This window comes from Marivita sp. (assembly GCF_022763305.1).
In the GTDB taxonomy this organism is placed as follows: domain Bacteria; phylum Pseudomonadota; class Alphaproteobacteria; order Rhodobacterales; family Rhodobacteraceae; genus Marivita.
The window spans coordinates 115,406-141,062 of sequence record NZ_JALEGT010000017.1 but is presented as its reverse complement, the minus strand read 5'-3'; the positions used below and the strand labels follow the sequence as shown (position 1 = coordinate 141,062).

The window sequence follows — 25,657 nt, the reverse complement described above, 5'->3', positions numbered from 1 at the left end:
TCAGACGCGCTCGATGATCGTGGCCGCCCCCATGCCTGAGGCGATGCAGAGCGTGGCGAGACCCGTGCCCTTGCCGGTGCGCTCCAACTCGTCCAGCAGCGTGCCGATGATGATCGCGCCCGTGGCACCCAGCGGGTGACCCATCGCGATGGAGCCGCCGTTCACGTTCACGACGCTGTCGTCGACGTCGAAGGCCTGCATGAAGCGCAGCACCACCGAAGCGAAGGCTTCGTTCACCTCGAAAAGGTCGATGTCCTTGATCGACATGCCGGTGTCGGCAAGGATCTTTTCGGTCACAGGCACCGGCCCGGTGAGCATGATGGTCGGATCGGTCCCGATCTTGGCGGTCGCCTTGATCCGGGCGCGGGGCTTGAGCCCCCATTTCTCTCCGAACGCCTTGTTGCCGATCAGCACACCTGCCGCGCCATCGACGATGCCGGATGAATTGCCCGCATGGTGAATGTGGTTGATCCGCTCCAGATGCGGGTACTTCATAAGAGCAATCGCATCGAAGCCCGGCATGACCTCGCCCATCTGCTGGAAGGACGGGTTCAGCGCACCAAGGCTCTGCATGTCGGTGCCGGGGCGCATGTATTCGTCATGGTCGAGGATCGGCAGACCGTTCTGGTCGCGCACGGTGATCACCGATTTGGCGAACCGCTTGTCATCCCAGGCCGCCTTGGCGCGACGCTGGCTTTCCACCGCCAGACTGTCGGCGTCGTCGCGAGAGAACCCGTATTCGGTGGCGATGATGTCGGCGGAAATGCCCTGCGGCACGAAATAGGTCTCCATCGCGACCGACGGATCGACGGCAATCGCCGCCCCATCGCTGCCCATGGCAACACGGCCCATCATCTCGACACCGCCCGCGATATAGGCGTCACCCGCGCCGCCTTTGACCTGGTTGGCAGCAAGGTTGACCGCTTCCATGCCGGAGGCACAGAACCGGTTGATGGCGAGGCCGGGGATCGACTGATCCAACCCGGACGCCAAAACAGCCGTCCGCGCAAGGCAGCCGCCCTGTTCACCCACCTGGGTGACATTGCCCCAGATCACATCTTCCACCGCATGGCCATCAAGCCCGTTGCGATCCTTCACCGCGTCCAGTACCTGCGCGCTCAGGCGCACGCTTGTCACCTCGTGCAGGCTGCCGTCCTTGCGGCCCTTGCCACGCGGCGTGCGCACGGCGTCGTAGATATAGGCTTCAGTCATTCTGCTCTCCGTCTCAGGCCCGATCCGCAGGGGATCCGGGCATCAATTCATAAGGGTGTTTCCAGCGCGGCAGGGCTTCGATGCGCCCCAGCCAGCGGTCGATATTGGGCCAGTCCGCGCGGACGAAACCGAACGGTTCGGGGTAAAAGAGGTAGCCGCAGCAGGACATGTCGGCATTGGTGATACCGTCCCCCACGATCCAGTCGCGCTCATCGAGATGCGCATCCAGCACCGCATAAGCGGCCTTGAGCCGCCCCTGCATGAATGCGATCACCTCTGCCGGGCGCTTGTCCTCGGGCAGGAAATTCATCAGGAACCGCGTCATGCCGGCCTGGCTCGACAGCTTGTGATTGTCCCAGAACACCCAGCGCATGACCTCACGCGCCTCGTCCGGATTGGCCCCTCCGAACTTACCGGACTTCTCCGAGATATACATCTGGATCACGCCCGACTGGCTCAACTTCGTGTCGCCGTCCACCAGCACCGGTGCCTCGCCCATCTCGTTGATCTTGGCGCGGTAGTCCGGCGTGCGGGTTTCTCCATTGAAGAAATCCACCTTCACCGGCCCCCAGTCGAGGCTCGAAAGTTCCAGCGCCAGCGCTGCCTTGTAGGCATTGCCCGACTCGCCAAAGCAATAAAGTTGAATGGTCATCTGGTCTGATCCTCGACTGTCAGGACTGGGTGATGAGGCCGGGAGCCTCCGGCGGGAGTTTATCTGGCAAGATGAAGCAGGAGCCTTGCTCTTCTTTACCATCCGTTAAGGTTAATCGACCTACACTGGCCGCGCATGGCAGACTGGAGAGTTGAGCCATGTGCAAGGTGAAGCCCCGCCGACTGTGCCTGACACCGCGTGGTAAAGAGGCCGACCGGCGGGGTGGAGCTTGCCTTGCTCCTTCATCTTGCCGGATAAACTCCCGCCGGAGGCATCCCGCATGTGCCATCTGCAGCATCGCCGGGCCCATCAGAGCGCCCTCGCAATCAGCTCTTTCATGATCTCGTTGGTCCCGCCGTAGATGCGCTGCACCCGCGCATCGGCCCACATCTCGGCCACGGCGTATTCCTGCATGAAACCATAGCCGCCATGCAGCTGCACACACTCGTCCAGCACCTCGCCCTGTGTATCCGAGAGCCAGTATTTCGCCATCGCTGCTTTTTCGACAGTCAGTTCGCCGCGCAGGTGCTCTTCCATGCAATTGTCGAGAAAGGCGCGCGCGACCGTGGTCTTGGTCTGGCACTCTGCCAGCTTGAAGCGGGTGTTCTGGAACTGGGTCAACGGCCCGCCAAAGGCTTCGCGCTCCTTGCAATAGGCGATGGTGCGGTCGACGGCACCTTCCATCGCACCCACCGCGCCGCAGCCGATGATCAGGCGTTCCTGCGGCAGTTGCTTCATCATCTGGTAGAAGCCCTGACCTTCTGCGCCACCCAGCAGGTTTTCCGGCGCGATTTCGACATTGTCGAAGAAAAGCTCGGACGTGTCCGCCGCATGACAGCCGATCTTTTCCAGATTGCGCCCGCGCTGGAAGCCCTCGGCTCCATCGGTTTCCACGACGACCAAAGACGTTCCTTTTGATCCAAGCGACGGGTCGGTCTTGGCCGCCACGATGATCAGGTTCGCGTGCTGGCCGTTGGTGATGAACGTCTTTTGCCCGGTCAGGCGATAGGCATTGCCGTCGCGGACGGCGCGGGTCTTGATGCCCTGCACGTCCGATCCGCCCGAGGGTTCGGTCATCGCCAAAGCGCCGACCAGTTCGCCTGTCACCATCCTGGGCAACCAGCGTTTCTTCTGTTCTTCGGTGCCATAGGCAAGGATGTAATGCGCCACGATGCCGGAATGGATGCCGTGTCCCCAGCTGGCCAGATTGGCGCGGCCCGCTTCCATCAGGATCACCGCCTCATGGCCGAAATCGCCACCGGCACCGCCGTATTCTTCGGGAACAGAGGGGCAGAGCAGACCCAGTTCGCCGGCCTGCATCCAGGTCTCGCGATCCATCTGGCCCTGTTTGCGCCACTTGTCGTAAAGCGGCTGCCACTCGGTCTCGATGAATTTCGCTGTCATCTCGGCAAGCATCTCGTGCTCGTCGGTCATCCAGTTTGATCGCATGGCTCCCCCCATTCCGCGTTATCGTTTGCGTGCGTCAAGCTCTGCATTGAAAAGCCTGAGCCGATGTCCCAGCGCCTCGCTGTCCGTGACGCTGTCGAAATTCTCGAAGAGAAAGGACAATGCCTCACCTTCGTCCAGACCCGCCTCTTCGGCAAACCGCTTGAGGCGGCGATAGCCGTCCTCGGTCATGGCGGCCGGAAAGCGGCGGGTCAGTCGAAAGCGTTTGGGCATCTGTCCTCCCCGGACCTCAGAAATTGGCCGCCTCCAGTGCCATCACCGGTTCTGCCCCGGTCTCGATGCGCGCGAGGTGCATCTTGGTGGCAGGCAGCTGACGTGCCATGTAGTAGCGGCCTGTGGCCAGCTTTGTCTCGTAGAGCGCCACGTCGGACGCACCGTCTTTCAATGCCTTGGAGGCCGCAAGCCCCATCCGCGCCCACATGTAGCCAAGGCAGACATGGCCGAACATGTGCATGAAGTCATAAGACCCCGCGAGCGCATTGTTCGGGTTCTTCATGCCGTTCTGCATGAAATACATCGCCGCCGCCTGCAAATCCTTCGACGCCGATTTGAGCGGTTCGAGGAAATCGCGGTCGAAGGCTTCGTCTTGACCTTTGGTCTCGGCTGCGAAGGTCTTGATCATATCGAAGAACGCCATGACATGCTTGCCGCCGTCCTGCGCGAGCTTGCGGCCCACCAGATCCAGCGCCTGGATGCCGTTTGCGCCTTCGTAGATCATGGCGATCCGGGCGTCGCGGGCGAACTGGGACATGCCCCATTCCTCGATATAGCCGTGGCCGCCATAGACCTGCTGGGCGTTCACCGCCATCTCGAAACCCTTGTCGGTCTGGAAGCCCTTGATGATCGGGGTCAGCAGGGAAATCAGGCCATCCGCGTCCTTGTCCGAGTTCTTGTGCGCCCGGTCGATCAGGTACGCGCCCCAGTAGGTGAACGCGCGGGCACCTTCCGTAAAGGACTTCTGATCCATCAGGTTGCGGCGGATATCCGGGTGCACGATGATCGGATCGGCCGATTTCTCGGGCGCTTTGGCCCCGGTCACGTCACGGCCCTGAAGCCGGTCATTGGCGTAGGCCACGGCGTTCTGATAAGCGACCTCGGCCTGCGCATAGCCCTGAAGGCCCACACCCAGACGCGCTTCGTTCATCATGGTGAACATGGCGCGCATGCCCTTGTGCATCTCGCCGATCAGGTAGCCGGTCGCCTCGTCATAGTTCATGACGCAGGTGGCGTTGCCGTGAATGCCCATCTTCTCTTCTAGTTTGCCGACCGACACACCATTCCGCGCGCCCAGCGAGCCGTCTTCGTTTACGAGGAACTTCGGAACGATGAAGAGCGAGACACCCTTGATGCCCTCGGGGCCGCCGGGGATCTTCGCCAGAACGAGGTGAATGATGTTCTCGGCCATGTCGTGATCGCCGGCGGAGATGAAGATCTTCTGACCGGTGATCTTGTAGCTGCCATCGTCCTGCGGCACCGCCTTGGTGCGCATGAGGCCCAGATCCGTGCCGCAATGCGGCTCGGTCAGGTTCATGGTGCCGGTCCATTCGCAGGTGGTCATCTTCGGCAGGTAGGTCTGCTTCTGCTCATCCGAGCCGTGGAAGTAGATCGCCGAATAGGCCCCGTGGGTCAGGCCCTGGTACATGTTGAAGGCCATGTTGGCCGACACAAAGGGTTCCTGTGCCGCGGTGTGCATCAGGTAGGGCAGACCCTGACCGCCATACTCGGGATCGCAATCCAGAGCAGTCCAGCCGCCGTCCTTCATCATCTGGAACGCGTCCTTGAAGCCGGTCGGCGTGCGCACCACGCCGTTCTCCAGCACACAGCCCTCGGTGTCGCCCACGGAATTGAGCGGCATCAGCACTTCGGAGGCCAGCTTGCCCGCTTCCTCGATCACCGCGCCCGTGAAATCGCGGTCAAGCTCGGCATAGCCGGGAATGTCCTGTTCCGAGGCGTTCAGAACGTCGTGCAGGATGAACTGCATGTCTTTGAGTGGGGCGGTATAGCTCGGCATGGCGGGTCTCCCTTGAAGGCGGTGCGGCTTACTCGGCCGCGCGTTTGCTCTGATCCATCGAGGCAAGCATCTTCTCGCCCCAACGCATCTGTTCCTTGAGTTCGTCAATCGCCTGATTAAGCTCGTCACGTTGCGCTTCCATGTCACTGAGGCGCTGTTGTGCGATCTCGTAGGTGCGCGCCAGCTGGGTCTGCTGCTGGTCACCCATGTGATAGAGATCCAGAAGCTGGCGGATTTCCTCGAGGCTGAACCCAAAGCGCTTGCCGCGCAGGATCAGCTTGAGTCGTGCGCGGTCGCGCTTGGTGAACAGGCGTTTCTGGCCTTCGCGGATCGGAAACAGCAGTTCCTTGGCTTCATAGAACCGCAGGGTACGCGGCGTGACGTCATAGGCGTCACACATTTCCCTGATGGTCATGATGCGGTCGTCGGTCATTGTCATCATCCTCAATCGATGCCGGTCATGGCAACGACATGCGAAGGTCGAAGCCTTCTTACAATGGGAATTTACGTTGACGTAACTCAGACGCCACGTCACTTTTTCGTTGACGTAAGATAAGGCAACGTCACCCATGCTATGCGGAAATATTGTTTCAAAGCGCTTTGACCGGCTTTGCGCCGTCAGGTCAGGAATTCCTGACCCGGTGTCATCACAGGAGTCTTACTGCCTCTACGGCCCGGCAGGCCTGACCTGCCGAGTCGCCGGATCGGTCCGCGATCAGGTGCCGAGACTGGCCGCCGTGTCGTTGCGCAGTTTCTGCAGTTCTTCCATGGCGGCATCCAGCTGTTTGCGCTGTTCCGCCAATTCGCCCAATTGCCTGTCGGCCAGCTCGATCCAGGCGCGCATCTGCGCCTGTGTGCCTTCCTTTTCGTAGATCAGAAGCCACTGCCGGATATCTTCAAGCTGAAACCCGAACTTGCGACCGCGCAGGATCAGGGTCATGCGGGCCACCTCTCTGGGGCCGTACCAGCGCGACCGTCCTTCGCGTTCCGGCTGCAGCAGTTCGATATATTCGTAGTAGCGAAGGGTGCGCGGTGTCACATCGAACCGGGCGCACATTTCCTTGAAACTCAGACGCTGGTCGCTCATCCCAACTCCCTCTCCCTGCGCGACCATAAGTGCGTGCCGCGCGCAGGGCAACAGGCGGATGGCGTGTCTGGTTTCCCGGCGCGAAGCAGCGTAAACCGGGCGCAACAACGAGGGACAGACCATGAGCGTCGACAAGGCCAAGATCGCAAGGCAGTTCATCCAGACCATTCCGCATTCGAAGGCGCTGGGCATGGAAATCACCGCGCTGGGCGATGGCATGGCAGAAATCACGATGCCCTATGACGAACGCTTCATCGGCGATCCCAAAACCGGGGTCATTCATGGCGGCGCTGTATCGGCCCTGATGGACACCTGTGGCGGGGCGGCGGTGATGAGCCACCCCGAAGCCCCGGCCGGCACCGCCACCATCGACCTGCGCATCGACTACATGCGCGCGGCGACCCCCGGTCAGGCGATCACCGCCCGGGCCGAGGTCTATCACATCACCCGCTCGGTCGCCTTTGTTCGGGCCACCGCCTGCGATGACGACTCGGACCGTCCCGTGGCCACCGCCACCGGTGCCTTCACCGTGGAGGGCCGCTGACATGGCGCGCAAGACACCCGAACCGGTCCAGATCGTCAAACAGCGCCGCGATGCCGCGCTCAAGGCGCTCGTGGGCGGCGTGCCTTACATCACCTTCATGGGCATCAGCTTTGACCGGCGTGGCGACGAACTGACCGGCATTCTGTCCTTCGACGAAAAGCTGATCGGCAACCCGATGCTGCCCGCGATTCATGGCGGCGTGACAGCGGCCTTTCTCGAAGTGACGGCGGTGATCTCGCTCAGCTGGGCATACATCTGGGAGGATTTCGAAAGCGGCGCTCTGGACGTCGATGCCCTAGCGGCGGGCGACCTTCCGCGCCTGCCCAAGACCATCGACTTCACCGTGGACTACCTGCGCTCCGGTTTGCCACGCGATGCCTATGCCCGCGCCACGATCACCCGCGCCGGACGCCGCTATGCCTCTGTTCAGGCCGAGGCATGGCAGGACAACCGCGACCGCCCGTTTGCGCAGGCGACCGCACATTTCCTCATGCCCCGCTCCGACAGCCGGGAATGACCGACGCCACAGCGGCCCCGCGCGAGATCACCAACAAGCGTGTCCTGAACATCGCGCTGCCAATTGTGCTGTCAAATGTGACCATTCCCATTCTGGGGGCGGTCGACACCGGCGTCGTGGGCCAGATGGGCGAAGCCGCCCCCATCGGCGCGGTGGGCCTTGGCGCAATCGTGCTGTCGGCGATCTACTGGGTCTTCGGGTTCCTGCGCATGGGCACGACAGGTCTGGCCGCGCAGGCTTTGGGTCAGGGCAACCGGGCGGAGCTTGCAGCACTTCTCACGCGGGTGCTGATGATCGGTCTGGCCGCAGGTGCGACGATCATCCTGTTGCAGGTGCCGCTGATCTGGGCGGCGTTCCGGCTCGCCCCGGCCAGTGCAGAGGTCGAAACGCTGGCGCGCGGGTACATGCAGATCCGCATCTGGTCGGCACCAGCGGCCATCGCGGTTTTCGGCATCACCGGCTGGCTGATCGCACAGGAGCGCACGCGGGCGGTGCTGGTCCTTCAGGTCTGGATGAACGGTGTCAACGTCGCGCTGAACGTTGTCTTCGTGCTGGGCTTCGGCTGGGGCGTGAACGGCGTCGCGTTTGCCACCTTCATCGCCGAGTGGACAGGTCTTGCGATGGGGCTCTACCTGTGTCGTGCGGCGTTCCGTGTCCCCGACTGGCGCGACTGGGCGCGGGTTTTCGACCGGATCAAGCTCAAGCGTATGGCGCAGGTCAATTCCGACATCCTGATCCGCTCGCTCTTGCTCGAGGCGATCTTCCTGTCCTTCATGTTTCTGGGCGCGGATTTCGGCGATGTGACCCTTGCCGCCAATCAGGTGCTGCTGCAATTCCTGTACATCACCGCTTATGCGCTGGACGGTTTTGCCTTTTCCGCCGAGGCGCTGGTGGGGCAGGCGGTCGGCGCGCGCGCCGTGGCCAGCCTGCGCCGCGCCAGCGTGGTGGCGAGCCTCTGGGGGCTAGCCGCCTCGGTCCTGCTGGCGGCGGGCTTCTGGGTTTTCGGCGTCCCCATCGTCGAGGTGATGGCGAAGAACCTCGAGGTGCAGGAGGCCGCGCGGGCCTACCTGCCCTGGATGGCCGCAGCCCCCGTTCTGGCGCTTGCGTCCTTCATGTTCGACGGGATCTTCATCGGCGCGACCCGCACGTCGGACATGCGCAACATGATGCTGGTCTCTGCGTTGATCTATGCGGCGTCGGCCTTTCTGCTGGTGCCTGCGTTCGGCAATCACGGCCTCTGGGCGGCGCTGCTGATCTCATTTGTCGCCCGCGGCGCGACGCTGGCGGCGCGTTATCCTGCGCTGGAACGGTCGGTGAGGGATTAACCTTCGGTTTACCTCGATCGGGCACAAGAGTGAAATGACGCATCTTCCCGATCACCTCACACCCGAAATCTGGCTGAACCAGATGCTGTCCTCGGCTGAGGCTCAGAAAGGCGGTGTGGTGAAGCGCCAGATCCGGGATGTTGAACGGCTTGTCGGATATGACGCCTTCATCGCCGAAGTGCACAGACGCGGGTTTCAGGCCGTTCGCAACGGGCGGCACTACGTGGTGTTCTGCAACGATCTTCCGATCCGTCGGGTCCGGTAAAGCGATTTCGAAATCCCGTGCCCCAAGCCAATTCGAATGGGCTTGAAAACCGCGTTTCGAAACGCGGTCTCAAGCGCCTTCGAAGGCGCTTTCCCTTGCTCATCCCGCTGCACCTCGCTACCTGTGTCCCGTTCGACAAAAGAGGCGCGCGATGAACGATCTATTCAACAGCTTCATGACCGGTCCCGATGAAAAGGGCCGCTTCGGTATCTTCGGCGGGCGGTTCGTTTCGGAAACGCTGATGCCGCTCATTCTCGAACTGGAAGAGCAGTACGAGCGCGCCAAGACCGACGAGAGCTTCTGGGCCGAAATGGACTTTCTCTGGAAGCACTATGTCGGCCGCCCGTCGCCGCTCTATCACGCCGAACGCCTGTCCGAGCGTCTGGGCGGTGCCAAGGTCTATATGAAGCGCGACGAACTGAACCACACCGGCGCGCACAAGATCAACAACGTGCTGGGCCAGATCATCCTCGCCCGCCGCATGGGCAAGACCCGCATCATCGCCGAAACCGGCGCCGGTCAGCACGGTGTCGCCACAGCCACCGTCTGCGCCAAGTTCGGTCTGAAATGCGTCGTCTACATGGGCGCGCATGATGTCGAACGCCAGCAGCCCAACGTCTTCCGGATGAAGCTTCTTGGCGCTGAGGTGATCCCGGTCACGTCTGGCCGTGGCACGCTCAAGGACGCGATGAACGACGCGCTGCGCGACTGGGTGACCAATGTGCGCGACACGTTCTACTGCATCGGCACCGTGGCCGGTCCGCACCCGTATCCGGCGATGGTGCGCGACTTCCAGGCGATCATCGGCAAGGAAGCCAAGGAACAGATGATGGAGGCCGAGGGCCGTCTGCCCGACACCATCATCGCCGCCATCGGCGGTGGCTCCAACGCGATGGGTCTGTTCTACCCGTTCCTTGACGACAAAGACGTGCGCATCATCGGCGTCGAAGCGGGCGGCAAGGGCGTGAACGAAAAGATGGAGCATTGCGCCTCGCTCACCGGCGGGCGTCCCGGCGTGCTGCATGGAAACCGCACCTATCTGCTGCAGGACGAAGACGGTCAGATCCTCGAAGGCTTCAGCATCTCTGCCGGTCTCGACTATCCGGGCATCGGGCCCGAACACGCCTGGCTGCACGACATCGGCCGCGCTGAATATGTGGCGATCACCGACAAGGAAGCGCTCGCCGCGTTCCAGCTCTGCTGCGAGACCGAAGGGATTATCCCCGCGCTCGAACCCAGCCATGCTCTGGCCCATGTGATGAAGATCGCACCCGATCTGCCCAAGGACCACATCATCTGCATGAACATGTGCGGACGCGGCGACAAGGACATCTTCACCGTCGCCAAACACCTGGGATTCGACATGGGCTGACGGCCCGTTTCATAAACCTGCGGCCTAGACCGCACCCGTAACCCCCCGCGCCCCCGGTGCGGGGGGGGGTTCTATGTGCGGATCTGCCCAAGGGTCCCCATAAACCTGAGTTTAGACGCGTCGGGCCGGGGTTTATGGACCGGCGATTAAACCATCTGCAAATGTCCCCCAGCGACGATTGCGGTCAGGTTCGGCTCATCTGCAGTAACGCAGGCCACCGGACATGAAAGGACTTAACCCGTGAAAATGACATTGATTTCCGCAGTCGTCGCAACCTTCGCAGGCACGATGGCATTTGCCCAATCCGCAACCGACCAGATCATCAACGACCTCACCAATCAGGGCTTCCAGCGCATCGAGATCGACAATGGCATCGGCCAGATCAAGATCGAGGCGATCCGCGGCACACAGAAGCTCGAAGTCGTCTACGACCGCGCCACCGGCAGCATCCTCAAGCAGGAAGTCGAACGGGTCCGCGCCGGAGAGGACACCCGGCCCGGGGTCGAGATCCGCAACCGCGACCGCAATTTCGTCGACGTGGGCCGCGTGTCGGATGACAGCCGCACGGCGACCTCCACATCGACCCGCTCGAGCACCTCTGTTGCAACCGGCAGCACATCCACGGACCAGCTCGTGAGCGATCTGCAGGCGCAGGGCTATACACGGATCGAAGTCAAGAACGGCGTGACCCAGACCAAGGTCGAGGCGGTCCGCGGCACAGAGAAGATCGAAACCGTCTTCGACCGCGCCACGGGTGAGGTCATCAAGCAGGAAGTCGAGACCGTCCGCTCGGGCGACGACACCCGTCCTGGGGTTGAGATCGACACCCGCGACCGCGACTTCGTCGGCGGTGGGCGCTCTGATGACGACGAGGACGATGATCGCCGCAGCGGCCGTGACGATGACAGCAGCGACGATGATCGCAATGACGACCGCGGTGGCCGGGGTAGCGACGATGATGGCAGCGACGACCGTGGTGGCCGGGATGACGACGACGGCCGCGATGACGACCGTGGTGGCCGCGATGACGACCGTGGTAGCCGGGATGACGACGATGGCCGCGACGATGACCGGGGTGGTCGGGATGACGACAATGGTCGCGACGATGATCGGGGCGACGACGACAGTGACGACGACAATGATGACGACGATTGATCGGTCTGCTAACTGATGTGACAGAGGCTTCCGTCCCGGAGACGGGGGCCTCTTGGAGGTTGGGAATGAAACGTAGACAGCTCTTGGCATCTCTGCTGGCCGGCATCGCCCTTCCGGGCGCGGTTCTGGCGCAGACGGCCGAGGATCAGGTCGTCAACCAGCTGCGTCGGCAGGGGTATCGGCGGATCACCTTGCAGCGTACCTTGCTGGGCCGAACACGCATCGTGGCCACCGGGCCCGCAGGCAGCCGCGAGATCGTTCTCAACCCGTCCACCGGAGCGATCCTGCGTGACTATGTCGACCGCTCGGATCGGGAGAGCGACCGCGACGACGGCGGGCGCGGCGGACGCACGGATGATCGCGATGATGACAGCGACGATCGCAATGACGACCGTGACGACGATCGCGATGATGACCGTGACGACGACCGGAACGACGACCGCGACGATGATCGCAATGACGACCGTGACGATGATCGCGATGATGACCGCGACGACAACAGCGGCAGAGGTGGTGGTGGCAGCGACGATGGTGACGATGACGATGATTGAGATCGGGCACCTCGTGGCCTCGGCTGGCTTGTGAGGATCTGGATCGTTCTGATCCCGTTGGGCCTGTTGCAATTGGGCAGCGGCCTGTTTCTGCTGTGGGACATCGTCGGCAGCATTCTGGGCATCAAGTCTTCACCCATCGCCTGGGTCTATTACGAACTGGCCCAGATCGGCGCGGTGGTTGGCCTCATCCTCGGCATGGTGGTCAGCGCGACATTGATGATCCGCTCCATCCGCCGTCAGCGCGCCGCCGAGGAAAGCCTGCGTCTTGCGTCAGGTGCCTTCATGGATGTGCTGCAGGAGCGGTTTGCCGAATGGGAACTGACGCCTGCGGAAAAGGACGTGGCGCTCTTTGCAATCAAGGGCCTGAGCACCGCCGACATCGCGGGATTGCGCAGCACTTCCGAAGGCACGGTCAAAGCGCAGACCAACGCGATCTATCGCAAGGCCAGAGTGTCGGGGCGTCCGCAACTGCTCAGTCTCTTCATCGACGAACTGATGGGCGACCCGATCGGCGGCGAGGCCCGAAAGCCCGCGCCGGTTGTCGTCGACAAGGCGTCCTGACCTCGCTCAGGCGTCGGACGCGTTGATGTCGTATTGCTCCAGCACCCGCATCGGCACGATGTCGAGAGCGCGCTTGTGCGTTGCGGCCAAATTCACCATCGGCGCGCAGCCCTCGTCATGGGCCTGCAGGAACCGCGAGGCACACAGGCACCAGTGATCGCCCGGCTTCAGCCCCGGAAAGCGGTATTGCGGCATCGGCGTGCTCAGGTCATTGCCGACATATTTCGAGTAGGCCAGAAACTCTGCCGTCATCACCGCGCAGACCGTGTGGCTGCCTTGGTCAGCCGCGCAGGTGTTGCAATGCCCGTCGCGGAAGAACCCGGTCAGCGGATCGGTTGAACATCCCTTAAGCGGGCCGCCCAGCACGTTGATGGCGTCTTCGGGTTCCATTGGGGCCTCCTCTGCAACGGTCTTGCTCTTGAACCTAATGAGGATCGCCCTTCCAATCCACCCAGCGCCCGTGAAAATCTGCACGACCCAGTGCGATGTGATGATCCCCCGGCCACAGGCGGGCGGTGACGGATGCGCCGCGCGTGTCGCCATCTGCCTCCATCCGCAGCCATGCAAGAGGTGCATCGGGCGTGGCCCGGGCGCCCGCCGCTTCGATCCGCTTGGTGCCGGTGGCCTGCCGTTCTGCCGGAAAATACTGCCACGCGATGGTGTGATAGATCAGGTGCATCCGGTCTGCCGGCGCCTCGGCCAGTCGGCCCTCCAGCCAGTCGACCGCATCACCCCTGTCGACCGCTGCGGCATTGGCGCGGATTGCGGCATTGGTCAGCGCCAGCCGATGGTCCTGATCCGCCCAGAGATAGGCCCGAAGGCGCAGCGCATGCTCGGGGTTGTGCGGATCAAGCGGGTTGAGGTCCACACCCCGCCGGTCTGTCACGGTGAACGGTGCCGCGACCGGGGCGGGGCCGGACCAGTCCGGCGAAAGCGTCAGCGCGGCGTCGTCCGGGCCAAGGCACGTCCCGCCCGCCTGCAGCGCATATCGGTCGAACATCAGGTTCAACCCGGCGCTGGCCCCCAATTCGGACAGGTGGACCTGCGCGACCCCGGTCCGGTGCACCAACGCATGCGCCCCCGCGATCAGCACCGCTGAGCGGCGCACTTCGTTGGTTTGAGGGGGCGAGGTGATCCAGTCCCGCAGGAACGTCTCATGCCGCACCAATGCACCGGTCAGGGCATCTCGCAGCGCGTCATCCGAAACGGTGTTCGGCGGATAGGCCGCGATCAGGTCCGCGTCCTGCTCTGTCAGAACCAGCGCATGCAGACCCGAGGCCAGCCGCAAGGGCAGGGAATGGCCTTTGGGGCCGATATCCCCCTCGAAGGCGCGTACGGCCGTATCGAGACCCGAACCGACACGCCAGACCTCGCCCAAGAGCGGCAGCATCCGCGCCATGAAGGGCGATCCGAGTGCCGCGCAATGCCCGGCCTAATCGCTCAGGGCTTCGGAGAGGCTCACCGAAAGCGATCCACAAGTTTTTGCAGCGGGTTGCGCGTGTCGGGTTCCGGTGCGGCTTCGGGTTTCGGCTCTGGTTTCGGGACATCGGCCTTTTCCGCCTTCGCAGGCGATGTCGAGGACCGCGGCGGGGCCACGCGCAGCGCCACCGCATTCATGAATTTGCCCGTATCCCCATCCGCCAGATGCGCAGCCCCGTCCGAAATCCCGCGCAGAAGATCATCGAGCCAGTCTTCCTCGGCCTTGGCGAAATCATGCAGCACATAGCCCGCGACCTTGTCCTTGTGGCCGGGATGCCCGATGCCCAGACGCACCCGCCCATAGGCCTCGCCGATATGGCCATGGATCGACCGCAGGCCATTATGCCCGGCATGCCCGCCCCCCTGCTTGACGCGGCACTTTCCGGGGGCGAGGTCGAGCTCGTCATGGAACACGACGACATCGGCAGGCTCCAGCTTGTAGAACTGCATCGCCGCCTGCACCGATTGGCCGGAACGGTTCATGAAGGTGCCGGGCTTGAGCAGCAGTATCTTGTCGTTGCCCAGCCGCCCCTCGGTCACCTCGCCTTGAAACTTGGATTTCCACGGCCCGAACCCATGATCCTCTGCGATCCGGTCCATCGCCATGAAGCCGATATTGTGCCGGTTTTTGGCATAGCCCGCCCCTGGATTGCCCAATCCCACAAAGAGTTTCATCGCTGTCCCTGCCTCCATGCGCAAAGCGGTTGCCCCTCTCTAGGCGAAACGCGCGCCAAGGGCAAAAGCCCAGGCGTCAGATTTGCGCCAGCACCAAAGCGGCCGCCGCAGAAATGCCCAAGACCCAGCCAATCGCCAGACGCGCCTGCAACAGCAGGACCGCCGACAGGGCCATCAGGGCGATGGCCTGCCAGTTGAGCGTCGCCACATCCGGCACCCAAATCCGCATCACACCGGCCTCGGTCTTTGTCACGGTGCCGAACAGCACATGCAGCGCGAACCAGAGCGACAGGTTCAGGATCACCCCCACCACCGCCGCCGTGATCGCGCGAAGAGCGCCGTTCAGGCGCGGCTGAGCGGAAATCCAGTCGATGTAGGGCGCGCCGACAAAGATCCACAGAAAACAGGGCACGAAGGTCACCCAAAGCGTCATCGCCCCACCCGCGATGGCCAGCCCGTAGCCGCCCTCGCGGAACGCGGCCAGGGTACCCACGAATTGCGTGACAAGGATCAGCGGGCCGGGGGTGGTTTCCGCCAGTCCCAACCCGTCCATCATCTCGGTCGGGGTGAGCCAGCCGTACTGCACCACCACGTCCTGCGCCATGTAGGCCAGCACCGCGTAGGCCCCGCCAAATGTCACGACCGCGAGTTTCGAGAAGAAAAGCGCGATGTCTGTCAGGATGTTTCCGTTGAACAGCAGGTCCACCGCCAGCACGGGGAGTCCCCAGACCGCAAGTCCGATCACGATGGTGCTCAGGCTTCTGCCAGCAGTCACGCTGACGGGAAGGGCCGGGATCGCGTCTGTGTTTGAAACCATCAACGCGCCGTACAGCCCGGCCGCCAGAACGATCACCGGAAACGGCACCGCAAAAAAGAAGATCGCAACAAAAGCAAGGCCCGCCAGCAGCCAATGCGCGAACCCCTGCAGCGCCCGCTTCGACACCTTGATCAATGCGTCGATCACGATCACCACAGCCACCGCCTGCACACCCAGAAACAGCGTCCCGACCAAGGGCACATCGCCAAAGGTCACGTAGAGCAGCGCCAGCGCAAAGATCACCGCCGCCCCCGGAAGGACAAACAGCAACCCCGCGATCAACCCGCCCAAGACGCCCTGCAATCGCCAGCCAGCATAGGTGGCAAGTTGCATCGCCTCCGGCCCCGGCAAGAGCATGCAAAAGCTGAGCGCGTTGAGAAACTGCTTCTCAGTCAGCCAGGCCCGCTCATCCACCAGCATCCGGTGCATCAGCGCGATCTGTGCCGCAGGCCCGCCAAAGGACAGCAGGCCGATTTTCAGGAACACGGCAAAGATCTGGGCAAGGGGTGGTGACATGACGGGCGGTGTCTCTGATCTGCGTGTCAACAGGATGACACTTGGCCGATCAATGCCAGATCAATCGCACGACGTCGCGTTGCGACGGGCGGTTTCGAAAATCCAGTCGGGCTTGTAGCCGAAATGCGCCGTCAGGTTGCTGTGATGGGTCCAGCCGTCGAATTCGCCGTCATCGTCCACATCGACCTCGATCAACGTGTCCGTGGCCTCGCCCACGCGCGCGGCATTGGCAAAGTCGATCCTGGGCGGAAGCGCGTTGGCCTTGCCCGCCTTGCATTCGGTGATCCGCGCCACATCCGACGACGAAGACCCCCGGTCGCGCCGCACCACCGCATCGCCATCGCAGGCAAAGCGCCGTGTTGCGAAGATGTCGAAGGTGCGGCCTTCATCGACGACATAGCTCTCGCCCTGCCGCCAGAGGCCGATATCGGCGTCCTGAAACATGTTCTGAACATTGGTGTCGAGCGGCAGGCCTTGCGTGCAGCCTGATCCGGTGCTGCCGAACCATTCCCGGTCGACCTGGTTCTGGAAGAGGTGCCATTCGCCCGACCGGTGGAATTCGCTGGTGCGGGAAAAGGCGCGCGAGGCCGAGATCCACGACAGCTCGATCAGCCCGGCGCTTTTCAGGATCTGATGCGCGTGCCCGCTGCCATAGGCCCCGGTTCGGTAGCCCGCCGCATCCATCCGCGCCTTGATCACGCGGAAATAGCGGGTCATAAGGTCGATGGTCTCGCGGTCCTGATCGGTGAAGTTGAAATCCACGCCAAAATAAATCGCCGTGCCGCGCGGCTGTCCCAAGGCCTGTGCCTGAGAGATCGCCGCCTGCACATCCAGTTCCGCCTCGTCTTCCACGCTCCGACCGACCCCGGTCCAGTTGCAGTTGGCATCGGGCAGCGCCTTGCCGTCGCGGTTCTGGCCGTGAAACTTGTTCGGGGTGTTGCTGTAATACTGGTAGACAGAAAGCATCGCGAAGCCCTTGGCGAACATCTGTGCAATCTCGCTGCCGGGGTCGCTGGGCCGCCCCTGATTGATCAACCGTTTCTCTGTCAGCCCGTATTCCGGCTGATCGCAGCGCGCATAATAGCGCCCGATCACGGTCACACCGCGCTCTTTCAACCGGTCGAGATAGGGGCGCGTGTCATAGGCGGTGTCGATGATCGCGACCCGCGTTTCGGCCAGGGCGGGGCCAATCAGGGCCACGCAACCCAGAACGGCACAGACGGCTGTCAGGGCGTGCCGGATCGCGCGACGGACCGGAATGCTGGTCCTGCCGCGCATCACGGACCCCGTTCAGCCCGGCAGACCGGCATCATTTCACGTCGATCTTCAGGGCGATGCGGATGTTGTTACGGCCCTGAATGACATAGGTGGTATTGTCCGTACCGGTCTTTCGGCCAGCTTTGTAATACACGAGCAAAACGCTGAAGCGCTTTCCCTTGCAGGGACCATTCTGGGGGGTGAACCGCTGCCGGACCGTACGGAATTTCCCGAGCTTCGGGGCTTTTTCGATGACCAGCTTGGGATAGCCGTTGTCCGTGCAGGTGCGCTCGTTGTAGTTCAGCCACTGGAATTCGATCTCTTTGCCGGCATCGACGGAGCGATTGAGATACCTCAGGCTTTGAGCGTCGGCTGGCCGCGTGTCGGCAATGACGACCGAAAATGCGAGGACGGCCGTTACAACGGCGCTTGCGAGTGTTCTGATGCCTTTCATTGTTCCCCCGAAAAATTTCTGTTTTCAAAATTCAACTGTGCCAAGTCGCTGCGAAAAACGCATGGTCGACTCCGAAGGCTTATTGCTGTTAGGCTCTGTCCATGGTGCCAGCCTGTCAACAGGTTTTTGGGATTTGGTCATGAAGAGTGCCGTTCGCCTCGTCCGCGCGTATCTTGCAGGACTTCTGATCCTGGCCACTTGCGTCATGGCCGGGCAGGCCAGCGCGGGCCGCGTGGCACTGGTGCTGGGGAACGCCGATTATGAACATACCGTGCCCCTTGCCAATCCGCGCAACGACGCCGAGGCGATCTCTGCGGCGCTCAGGGAGCTGGGGTTCGACGTTTATGACGGGTTCGATCTGGGCCGGGCCGAAACCGAGGACCTGATCCGGGATTTTACACGCGCGTCGCAAGAGGCGACGACGGCGATGCTCTACTATGCCGGGCACGGGCTTGAAGTCGGAGGCATCAATTATCTCGTGCCCGTGGATGCTCAGATCCGCGACGAGGCCGATCTCAAGTTCGAGACCATCAACCTGACGGACATCCTTCAGTTGATGGAGCGCGAAGACCGCACCAACCTGATTTTTCTGGATGCCTGCCGCGACAACCCGATGGCCAGCAATCTGGCGCGAAACATGGGGACACGGTCAACCGCGATTGGCCGTGGTCTCGCGCGGGTCGAAACGGGCGTCGGGACGATGATCGCCTATGCGACTCAGCCGGGCAACGTGGCGCTGGACGGGACAGGGCGGCACAGCCCGTTCACCACCGCGCTGCTCACCCATATCGCCACGCCGGAACTCGATGTGGAGATCATGATGCGCCGGGTCCGGCGCGACGTGATGGACCTCACCGGAGGGCTGCAGGTCCCGTGGAGCAGTTCGTCCCTGACCGGCAGCTTTGCCTTCAAGCTGCATCAGACACCGACTGTCGTAGCCGAACCGCCGGTGATGGCAGCCCTTGCCGTACCCGAAGCCGCGCCGATCGAAAGCCCGTCGGGCCCGGACGCACCCGTGGCGCAGACCGGCCCTGCCGCGATCCCCGAAGCCGGACGGAGCGAACTCCCGGTGGTCACCGAGGCATTGTCCGAGGAAGAGCTCGCGCGCCGGGCACAGATCGCGTTGAACCGGCTTGGCTGCGATGCCGGTGTGGAAGACGGGATCTGGGGCCGAAAGAGCCGCGCCGCGCTCGAACGGCTGAGTGAGCATCAGCCGGGCTTCGACCTGGTCTCGCTGGACCCGAGCGAAGATCTGTTGCGACGGCTTGATCCGCTCGAAGGCCGGATCTGCCCCGTCGTCTGCGCGGTGACTGAGGATCTGGTCGGAGAAACCTGTGTCCGAAAGACCTGTCCCAGCGGACAGCGCCTGTCGTCCAAAGGGGTGTGCTTCACGCCGCAGGCCACTTCCAGCCGCAGCAGTTCGGGGTCCAGCAGCCCGGCGCGGCGCAGCTCCAATTGTTTCAAGTTCAACGGTCAGACATTCTGCAATTGACCGCGTCATGAAAGGGAGGCCCCGACATGACCGACCGCGACGATCTGGCGTCCCACTATGCCACCGGGCATCTTCTTGACAGAATAAAGCAAGGCTGTGCCGCCCTGGGCCTTGCGCCCCCCATGGAACCGGATGTGTTTGCTCCGGTGGATGAGTTCCACATCGGCGGGCGTGCCGCCACCGTGCCGTTCATCGACGCCTTGCAAGTCACAAAAGACAGCCGCGTTCTCGATCTGGGCTGTGGCCTTGGTGGTCCGGCTCGCTATGTCGCGGCACAGACGGGGGCGCATGTAACCGGCATCGATCTCACAGAGGAGTTCATCGACACTGCAAAAGCGCTGACCGAGTGGACCGGCCTGACCGAGCGCGTGCACCTGCTCATGGGCAGTGTGATGGGGCTGCCGTTTGAGGACAGGTCGATGGATGCCGCCTACATGATCCATGTGGGCATGAACATTCCGGACAAGGCGGGGCTGACCCGCGAGGTCGCACGGGTTCTGAAACCGGGCGGGCGGTTCGCCATTTACGACGTCATGCAGATCGGGGTCGGGGACATGGCCTATCCGGCACCCTGGGCTTCGGAGGCCGACCAGAGCGCACTGGCGACGCCAGAGCTTTATGAAGACGCCCTGACCGATGCCGGGTTCGATCTGCAGGACAGGATCGACCGCACCGGGTTTGCCAGGGATTTCTTCGCCAATCTTGCCGCCGCGCAGACCCGAGCGAACGGCTCCCCACCGCTTGGCCTGCATCTCGTCATGGGCGAGACCACGGCGCTGAAGCTCCGCAACATGGTCAGCCACATCCACACCGGGCTGATCGCGCCCATCGAGTTGCACGCCCGCTTGCCGACCGACTGATCCAGCGGAGCCTGAATGAAAACGGCCCCGCCCGGTGGGGCGAGGCCGTCTGATCCCCGAGAATCGGGATGGATCAGTCTTCGGCGCCTTCGTCGTCCGCTTCGTCGTCGGCTTCACCTTCGGCGGAACGCAGGCCCGACGGGGCCGAAATGTTGGCGATCACGAAATCGCGGTCGATGGTCGGCTTGGTGCCTTCCGGCAGCGTGATGTCGGAAATGGTCACGGTCTCGCCGATGTTCAGGCCGGTCAGGTCGACGGTCAGCTTCTCGGGGATGTCACCCGCGATCACGACCAGTTCGACTTCGGGACGCACGACGGTCAGAACCCCGCCCTTCTTCAGGCCCGGAGCCGCGCCGTGGTTGATGAACTCGACCGGAATGAAGAGGTTGATCTTCGTGGTGCGGCGCAGGCGCATCAGGTCCACGTGTGTCGGCAAATCCTTGACGACATCGCGCTGCACGTCGCGGCAGATCACGCGGACGTCTTCGTGGCCATCAACCTTGAGGTTGAACAGCGTCGACTTGAAGCGGCCCTTCTTGAGGCGCTGCAACAGCTTGTTGAACGGAAGGTTGATCGGCAGCGGGTCTTTGTCGCCACCAAAAACAATGCCCGGAACCATGCCGTCGCGGCGTGCCTGACGAGCGGCGCCCTTGCCTGTCCCCGTCCGTTCCAGAGCTTCGAGATCAGGAATCTCACCAGCCATGATATATCTCCAAATTGTAAGGGCAGGGTGCCTCCAAGGCTGTCACCCCGCATGAAGCCCGCGCGATAGACTGGTTTTCCGCGCAGGGCAAGAGCGAAGGTGGCTGATTTCGTCGCAGGCCGTGCGTTTTCGGGACTGGACCGTTGAGGCGCGCCGTGGCACGGACTGCGCCATGAGCCTCTTGCGTGATCTCCATATCAGTCGCGGCCCTGCCGCCGGATTCGCCGCCGTTGGCGTGTTCTGGGGCAGTTTCGCGGCCCTTGTGCCGGTGATCAAGCCGCAGGTCGGTCTGTCGGACGGGCAGTTCGGGCTGGCGCTGCTCATCACCTCGATCGGGGCGGTGATGGCGATGTGGCTGGCGCCGCTGGCCGAACGCGGGCTCGGGCCGCGCGCATTGGGCGTGTTGACGGGGCTGCTCGGGCTGGCAACGCTGTTGCCGGGGCACACCACGACCGGTGTGCTGTTCACGCTGGCCATGCTGGGTGTCACGATGACCTCGGGCACGCTCGACGTGGCAATGAACGCGCGGGTGAGCGCACTCGAAGCGCAGGCGGGGCGCAGCCTTATGAACCTCAACCATGCCGTGTTTTCGGTCGCCTATGCGATCTGTGCGCTGGCCACCGGTCTGGCGCGCGAGGCGGGGTTCGGTCCTGCAGCGATCCTCACAGGGGGAGGCGTGGTGATCGGTGCGCTGATGCTGCAGGCTTTCGCCGCGCCTGTCGCCGATGCCGATCACGAGGCGGAAGGTGTCGAGGTGGCACCGCTGCCGTGGTCGCTGCTTTTGCCCGGTGGCATGATCATCCTGATCGCCTTCATGTCGGAACAAGCGACCGAAGGCTGGTCGGCGCTGCATCTCGAACGCAATCTTGGCGCCGGGGCTGCACAGGGTGCGCTGGGTCCGGCCTTGCTGGGACTGACCATGGCTGTGGGCCGACTTGCCGGGCAGGTCGTGGCGAACCGAGTTTCAGAAAAGCTGGTGATTCGTTGGGCAGCGGTCACAGCGGGGATCGGAGCCTGGATCGCGGCGACGGCCCCTTCGCTCCTCGTGGCCTATGTCGGGTTCTCCGTTCTCGGGCTCGGGGTCTCGGTCATGGCTCCCATGGCCTATGCCTGGATCGGTCGCATGGTGCCCAACCGCTACCGCAGCCACGCGATCTCGCGCATTTCGGTGGTCGGCTATGCCGGATTCTTCATCGGACCGCCGATGATGGGCTTCCTGTCCGAGGGCTTTGGTCTGTCGACCTCGTTCCTCGTGATCGGAGTGCTGCTATTTGCGGTGACATTGGTGCTGTTGCCGGTGCTGAACCGGGTGGCGCTGGGGCGTGCCTGAGGCGCCAAGCCTGTTCGAACAGGCTTGGCGGCATTTTCGAAAATGCCGCTCCAGAGCCTTCCAAGGCTCTAAGGACACGGTTTACAAACCGTGTGTTCCGGTCTTCCGAAAGACCGTCCACCGCACGCCCGGTTTCCAGATCGTTAACCGATGCTGCGCCATACCCCCGCCCACGATGCGCATCGAGCGGGCAGGGTCACTCCCAGGCCGCGACACCACAGAACTGACACTCTCTTGATCCCCGACTTCGGGGCGACCATGAGAAACCGGTTTCACGAAGGCCCGTAACACGGGCACAGGTCCCGGGGGAAACTCCGGCAGATGGGAGAGCTGTCAGGCCCAACGGGGCGGCGCCGCTTCTTCTCGGACAGATCGACACGGCGGGCAAAGGCCCGGGTTAACCAACATGTATCCGGCGGGGGGACATCCCGACCGGAGCGCACGCGTCAGCCGGGCGTCAGCCCGGCACCCTTCACTCTTCCCAGTCGCCCGAAAATCCCTTGGGGATCATCAGGATGTCGCGGTCGAGCGCATTGACGTCCGTGCGCCCGCAAAGGCCCATCGACACCTCGAGCTCCTTGTGGATCACGTTCAGCGCGTCGGTCACACCCTGCTGGCCCTTGGCCCCCAGCCCATAGACATAGGCGCGGCCGATATAGGTGCCCTTGGCCCCCATCGCGAGCGCCTTGAGAACGTCCTGACCGGAGCGGATACCGCTGTCGAGATGCACCTCGATCTTGTCGCCCACCGCATCGAGGATCGGCGCAAGCGCCCGGATCGACGAGAGCGCGCCGTCCAGTTGCCGTCCCCCATGGTTCGACACGATGATCGCATCCGCACCCACGTTCAGCGCCTCCAGCGCATCGCGCGGGTCCATGATCCCCTTGATGATGAGCGGGCCGTCCCACATCTTGCGAAACTCGCGGATGCGGTCCCAGTTCAGCGACTGGTCGAACGCCTGCGCCGTCCAGGACGACAGCGAGGACGGGTCCTTCACGCCCTTCGCGTGCCCCACGATATTGCCGAAGAACCGGCGCTTGGTGGAGAGCATGCCGATGCCCCATTGAACCTTGGTCATCATGTTGGCGACCGAAGCCGGGGTCAGCTTGGGCGGGGCGCTCAGACCGTTCTTGAGGTCCTTGTGGCGCTGTCCCAGCAGTTGCAGATCGACGGTGATGATCGCCGCCGAACATTTGGCGTCCTTGGCACGGTCGAACAGCCGCTGCATGAAATCATCGTCCTTGAGCGTGTAGACCTGCATCCAGAACGGCTTGGACGTGTCCGCGGCCACGTCCTCGATCGAACAGATCGACATGGTGCTGAGGCAGTAGGGCACGCCGAATTTCTCTGCCGCCTTGGCCGCTTTGATCTCGCCGTCGAAATGCTGCATGCCGGTCAACCCCACCGGGGCCAGAGCCACCGGCATCGCCACGTCCTGCCCGATCATCTTCGACGCGGTCTTGCGTCCCTCCATGTCGATGGCGACGCGCTGGCGTAGGTAGATCCTGTCGAAATCCGAAGAGTTCTCGCGGAAGGTCTGTTCGGACCAGCTGCCCGATTCCGTGTAGTCGAAGAACATCTTGGGCACGCGCCGTTTGTAGATGCGGCGCAGGTCTTCGATTTCGGTAATCACGGTCATGGAGCGGCCTTTCCGATATATTGGTTAGTTTTCTTTACCAATGCGTCTTGCCTTGCGCAACGCGGCATTTTTGTCCGCGTAGCGATCTCTCTTGAATAGTTCGAAATCGCACCATATAGTCCGAAATCGAACCAAAGGAGATCGACATGACTCTATCAAGACGCAAGACACTTGGACTGATCGGTGGGGGTGCCCTGGTGGCGGCAGCAGGCGGGTTCGGCGTTTTCGCGGCCACGCGGACGCCGACCGAGGCGCTTGTGCCCTGGGAGGCGGCTGGCCGTTTTCCCGAGCCTCGGATGCGGGCGCTGTCCTATGCTCTGCTGGCTCCCAACCCGCACAACCGTCAACCCTGGGAGGCCGAGCTGATCGGTGACGACAGCGTCGCCATCTGGCGCGACCCGGCGCGCAATCTGCCTGTGACCGATCCCTTTGGCCGCCAACTGACCATCGGGATGGGCTGCTTTCTTGACCTCATGCGCATGGCGGCGGCCGCTGACGGCTTCGGCATCGAGCAGACCCTGTTTCCCGAAGGTGATGCCGGGCCGGTGGCGGTGTGCCGCTTCGTGCCGGGCGGGGCCGCACCTGACCCGCTGTTCGCGCACGTCCTGAACCGCCGGTCGCACAAGGAGGTGTTCGAGAACCGCCCGCTCGATCCGGCGGCGCGGGCCGTCATCGCGTCCCATGTCGATCTGCTGGCCGAAGGAGATGTCGCGACCGATCTGCGCGATACCGCCTCCAAGGCCTGGCTGATCGAGGCGGGCACACCCGCCGCCTGGAAGGAAAGCATCGACCTTCTGCGGATCGGCAAGGCCGAGATCAACGCCCAACCTGACGGCATTGATCTGGGTGGTCCCACGTTCGAAGTGCTGAACCGGCTGGGCATCCTGACCCGCGATGCCTCGCTCGATCCGACGACGGCAGCCGCGCGGGGTGCGATCACCGGTACGCTGGACGCCATCGCGTCGGCCCCGGCGCTGGTGCTGCACCGAACCGCAACCAATACCCGCGAGGACCAGATTGCCACGGGGGCTCGGTGGCTGCGGCTGAATCTTGCGGCGACAGGGGCCGGGCTGGGCGTGCGTCCGGTCAGCCAGGCGTTGCAGGAATATCCCGAAATGGCGGCGCCTTATGCCGATATCCATGATGTGCACGCGCCCAAGGGCGGGACGGTTCAAATGCTGGGTCTTCTGGGCTACGCTGCCCGAACGCCGCGAACGCCGCGCTGGCCGCTGGAAACCCGGATGAGGCATGCCTGAGAGCCAAACGCCGCCCGACCTCAAGGGCCTTTACTTTCGCCTGTTCAACGAGATCGGCATCCTCGCCCAACTCAGCCGCGCGCTCTTCGAGGCGCGGCTGCCCGATGGGCTGGTGCTGCCGCATTTCTCGGTGGTCAATCATCTGATCCGAGTCCGCGACGGTCAGACCCCGCTGCAACTGGCCCGGGCCTTTCAGGTGCCGAAAACCAGTATGACCCATACGCTGGCCGGGCTTGAGAAACGCGGGTTTGTCGAGATGCGCCCCAATCCGGAGGATGCGCGGAGCAAACAGGTCTGGCTGACCGAGGCGGGTCGCGCCTTTCGGGAGGCGGCGCTCACCGCGCTGATGCCGGATCTGGCCAGTATCGAAGACACGCTGCCACCCGACGCGCTGATCGACGTCATCGGACAGCTGGAGACCTTGCGCAAACGGATGGACGCCGCGCGGGACTGACGG

Annotated in this window: 27 protein-coding genes and 1 pseudogene; 13 read left to right on the top strand and 15 right to left on the bottom strand. The window is 63.1% G+C overall.

Features of this window, described 5'->3' with window-relative positions; genetic code table 11:
- The 7 genes from MRY75_RS03205 to MRY75_RS03175 form a co-directional block, all read right to left on the bottom strand.
- Nucleotides 1–1,212: an acetyl-CoA C-acetyltransferase gene (locus MRY75_RS03205; RefSeq protein WP_292305704.1), complete on the bottom strand. Its 1,212-nt coding sequence runs from the start codon at nt 1,210–1,212 to the stop codon at nt 1–3.
- A 13-nt stretch (nt 1,213–1,225) separates the two neighbouring features.
- A complete protein-coding gene (locus MRY75_RS03200) occupies nt 1,226–1,864 on the bottom strand; it encodes a glutathione S-transferase family protein (protein WP_292305703.1) in 639 nt (212 codons plus the stop codon).
- 309 nt (nt 1,865–2,173) lie between these two features.
- The gene (locus MRY75_RS03195) at nt 2,174–3,313 is read right to left on the bottom strand and encodes an acyl-CoA dehydrogenase family protein (RefSeq protein WP_292305702.1); all 1,140 of its coding nucleotides are present in this window, start codon (nt 3,311–3,313) and stop codon (nt 2,174–2,176) included.
- A gap of 18 nt (nt 3,314–3,331) precedes the next feature.
- Nucleotides 3,332–3,544 (bottom strand): hypothetical protein, encoded by a 213-nt coding sequence (locus MRY75_RS03190; protein WP_085636201.1) that lies wholly within the window; start codon nt 3,542–3,544, stop codon nt 3,332–3,334.
- A gap of 16 nt (nt 3,545–3,560) precedes the next feature.
- Nucleotides 3,561–5,342 (bottom strand): acyl-CoA dehydrogenase C-terminal domain-containing protein, encoded by a 1,782-nt coding sequence (locus MRY75_RS03185; protein ID WP_292305701.1) that lies wholly within the window; start codon nt 5,340–5,342, stop codon nt 3,561–3,563.
- A gap of 28 nt (nt 5,343–5,370) precedes the next feature.
- Entirely contained in the window at nt 5,371–5,775 is a 405-nt protein-coding gene (locus MRY75_RS03180) for a MerR family DNA-binding transcriptional regulator (protein WP_292264216.1), read from the bottom strand.
- A 282-nt stretch (nt 5,776–6,057) separates the two neighbouring features.
- On the bottom strand, nt 6,058–6,429 hold the full coding sequence (locus MRY75_RS03175) for a MerR family DNA-binding transcriptional regulator (RefSeq protein ID WP_292305700.1): 372 nt from the start codon (nt 6,427–6,429) through the stop codon (nt 6,058–6,060).
- Nucleotides 6,430–6,550: 121 nt separating this feature from the next.
- Here MRY75_RS03175 and MRY75_RS03170 point away from each other — a divergent pair, with 121 nt between their 5' ends.
- The 8 genes from MRY75_RS03170 (at nt 6,551) to MRY75_RS03135 (ending at nt 12,722) form a co-directional block, all read left to right on the top strand.
- Entirely contained in the window at nt 6,551–6,973 is a 423-nt protein-coding gene (locus tag MRY75_RS03170; protein ID WP_292305699.1) for a PaaI family thioesterase, read from the top strand.
- Between the two features lies 1 nt (nt 6,974).
- Complete coding sequence (locus MRY75_RS03165; protein ID WP_292305698.1) at nt 6,975–7,490, top strand: PaaI family thioesterase; 516 nt, start codon at nt 6,975–6,977, stop codon at nt 7,488–7,490.
- Entirely contained in the window at nt 7,487–8,815 is a 1,329-nt protein-coding gene (locus tag MRY75_RS03160; protein WP_292305697.1) for an MATE family efflux transporter, read from the top strand. Before MRY75_RS03165 ends, MRY75_RS03160 begins: the two co-directional genes overlap by 4 nt.
- A gap of 34 nt (nt 8,816–8,849) precedes the next feature.
- Nucleotides 8,850–9,080 (top strand): N-(5'-phosphoribosyl)anthranilate isomerase, encoded by a 231-nt coding sequence (locus tag MRY75_RS03155; RefSeq protein ID WP_292305696.1) that lies wholly within the window; start codon nt 8,850–8,852, stop codon nt 9,078–9,080.
- Nucleotides 9,081–9,231: 151 nt separating this feature from the next.
- Complete coding sequence (trpB, locus tag MRY75_RS03150) at nt 9,232–10,452, top strand: tryptophan synthase subunit beta (protein WP_292305695.1); 1,221 nt, start codon at nt 9,232–9,234, stop codon at nt 10,450–10,452.
- Between the two features lie 246 nt (nt 10,453–10,698).
- Nucleotides 10,699–11,607 carry a hypothetical protein gene (locus tag MRY75_RS03145; RefSeq protein ID WP_292305694.1) on the top strand — a complete coding sequence of 303 codons (909 nt, stop codon included), beginning with the start codon at nt 10,699–10,701 and terminating at the stop codon, nt 11,605–11,607.
- 65 nt (nt 11,608–11,672) lie between these two features.
- Nucleotides 11,673–12,158, top strand: coding sequence for a hypothetical protein (locus MRY75_RS03140; protein WP_292305693.1), 486 nt, complete (start codon nt 11,673–11,675; stop codon nt 12,156–12,158).
- A gap of 30 nt (nt 12,159–12,188) precedes the next feature.
- Complete coding sequence (locus tag MRY75_RS03135) at nt 12,189–12,722, top strand: LuxR C-terminal-related transcriptional regulator (RefSeq protein WP_292305692.1); 534 nt, start codon at nt 12,189–12,191, stop codon at nt 12,720–12,722.
- A gap of 6 nt (nt 12,723–12,728) precedes the next feature.
- On the opposite strand, the gene MRY75_RS03130 is transcribed toward MRY75_RS03135, so the two are convergent.
- The 6 genes and pseudogenes from MRY75_RS03130 to MRY75_RS03105 all read right to left on the bottom strand — a co-directional run bounded on the left by MRY75_RS03130 (nt 12,729) and on the right by MRY75_RS03105 (nt 17,920).
- A complete protein-coding gene (locus MRY75_RS03130; RefSeq protein ID WP_292305691.1) occupies nt 12,729–13,112 on the bottom strand; it encodes a DUF2237 domain-containing protein in 384 nt (127 codons plus the stop codon).
- A gap of 34 nt (nt 13,113–13,146) precedes the next feature.
- A pseudogene (locus MRY75_RS03125) lies at nt 13,147–14,142 on the bottom strand (DUF2332 family protein); the annotation flags it as partial.
- A gap of 38 nt (nt 14,143–14,180) precedes the next feature.
- Nucleotides 14,181–14,876 (bottom strand): aminoacyl-tRNA hydrolase, encoded by a 696-nt coding sequence (gene pth, locus MRY75_RS03120; RefSeq protein ID WP_292305690.1) that lies wholly within the window; start codon nt 14,874–14,876, stop codon nt 14,181–14,183.
- A 76-nt stretch (nt 14,877–14,952) separates the two neighbouring features.
- Nucleotides 14,953–16,209: a chromate efflux transporter gene (gene chrA / locus MRY75_RS03115; protein WP_292305689.1), complete on the bottom strand. Its 1,257-nt coding sequence runs from the start codon at nt 16,207–16,209 to the stop codon at nt 14,953–14,955.
- A 60-nt stretch (nt 16,210–16,269) separates the two neighbouring features.
- Nucleotides 16,270–17,487: a glycoside hydrolase domain-containing protein gene (locus tag MRY75_RS03110; protein ID WP_292305688.1), complete on the bottom strand. Its 1,218-nt coding sequence runs from the start codon at nt 17,485–17,487 to the stop codon at nt 16,270–16,272.
- 31 nt (nt 17,488–17,518) lie between these two features.
- The gene (locus MRY75_RS03105) at nt 17,519–17,920 is read right to left on the bottom strand and encodes a hypothetical protein (RefSeq protein ID WP_292305687.1); all 402 of its coding nucleotides are present in this window, start codon (nt 17,918–17,920) and stop codon (nt 17,519–17,521) included.
- A gap of 139 nt (nt 17,921–18,059) precedes the next feature.
- Here MRY75_RS03105 and MRY75_RS03100 point away from each other — a divergent pair, with 139 nt between their 5' ends.
- Together MRY75_RS03100 and MRY75_RS03095 are read left to right on the top strand one after the other, a co-directional pair.
- Nucleotides 18,060–19,412 carry a caspase domain-containing protein gene (locus tag MRY75_RS03100; RefSeq protein WP_292305686.1) on the top strand — a complete coding sequence of 451 codons (1,353 nt, stop codon included), beginning with the start codon at nt 18,060–18,062 and terminating at the stop codon, nt 19,410–19,412.
- 26 nt (nt 19,413–19,438) lie between these two features.
- Nucleotides 19,439–20,272, top strand: a complete 834-nt coding sequence (locus tag MRY75_RS03095; protein ID WP_292305685.1) for a class I SAM-dependent methyltransferase — start codon at nt 19,439–19,441, stop codon at nt 20,270–20,272.
- 73 nt (nt 20,273–20,345) lie between these two features.
- Here MRY75_RS03095 and MRY75_RS03090 read toward each other — a convergent pair whose 3' ends face one another.
- Nucleotides 20,346–20,975, bottom strand: a complete 630-nt coding sequence (locus MRY75_RS03090; protein ID WP_292305684.1) for a 50S ribosomal protein L25/general stress protein Ctc — start codon at nt 20,973–20,975, stop codon at nt 20,346–20,348.
- Nucleotides 20,976–21,147: 172 nt separating this feature from the next.
- Here MRY75_RS03090 and MRY75_RS03085 point away from each other — a divergent pair, with 172 nt between their 5' ends.
- The gene (locus tag MRY75_RS03085) at nt 21,148–22,305 is read left to right on the top strand and encodes an MFS transporter (protein WP_292305683.1); all 1,158 of its coding nucleotides are present in this window, start codon (nt 21,148–21,150) and stop codon (nt 22,303–22,305) included.
- 472 nt (nt 22,306–22,777) lie between these two features.
- On the opposite strand, the gene MRY75_RS03080 is transcribed toward MRY75_RS03085, so the two are convergent.
- Nucleotides 22,778–23,944: an alpha-hydroxy acid oxidase gene (locus MRY75_RS03080; protein WP_292305682.1), complete on the bottom strand. Its 1,167-nt coding sequence runs from the start codon at nt 23,942–23,944 to the stop codon at nt 22,778–22,780.
- Nucleotides 23,945–24,090: 146 nt separating this feature from the next.
- On the opposite strand from MRY75_RS03080, the gene MRY75_RS03075 reads away from it, so the two are divergent.
- A complete protein-coding gene (locus tag MRY75_RS03075) occupies nt 24,091–25,200 on the top strand; it encodes a twin-arginine translocation pathway signal protein (protein ID WP_292305681.1) in 1,110 nt (369 codons plus the stop codon).
- Complete coding sequence (locus MRY75_RS03070; RefSeq protein ID WP_292305680.1) at nt 25,193–25,654, top strand: MarR family transcriptional regulator; 462 nt, start codon at nt 25,193–25,195, stop codon at nt 25,652–25,654. Before MRY75_RS03075 ends, MRY75_RS03070 begins: the two co-directional genes overlap by 8 nt.
- The last annotated feature ends 3 nt before the right edge of the window (nt 25,655–25,657 follow it).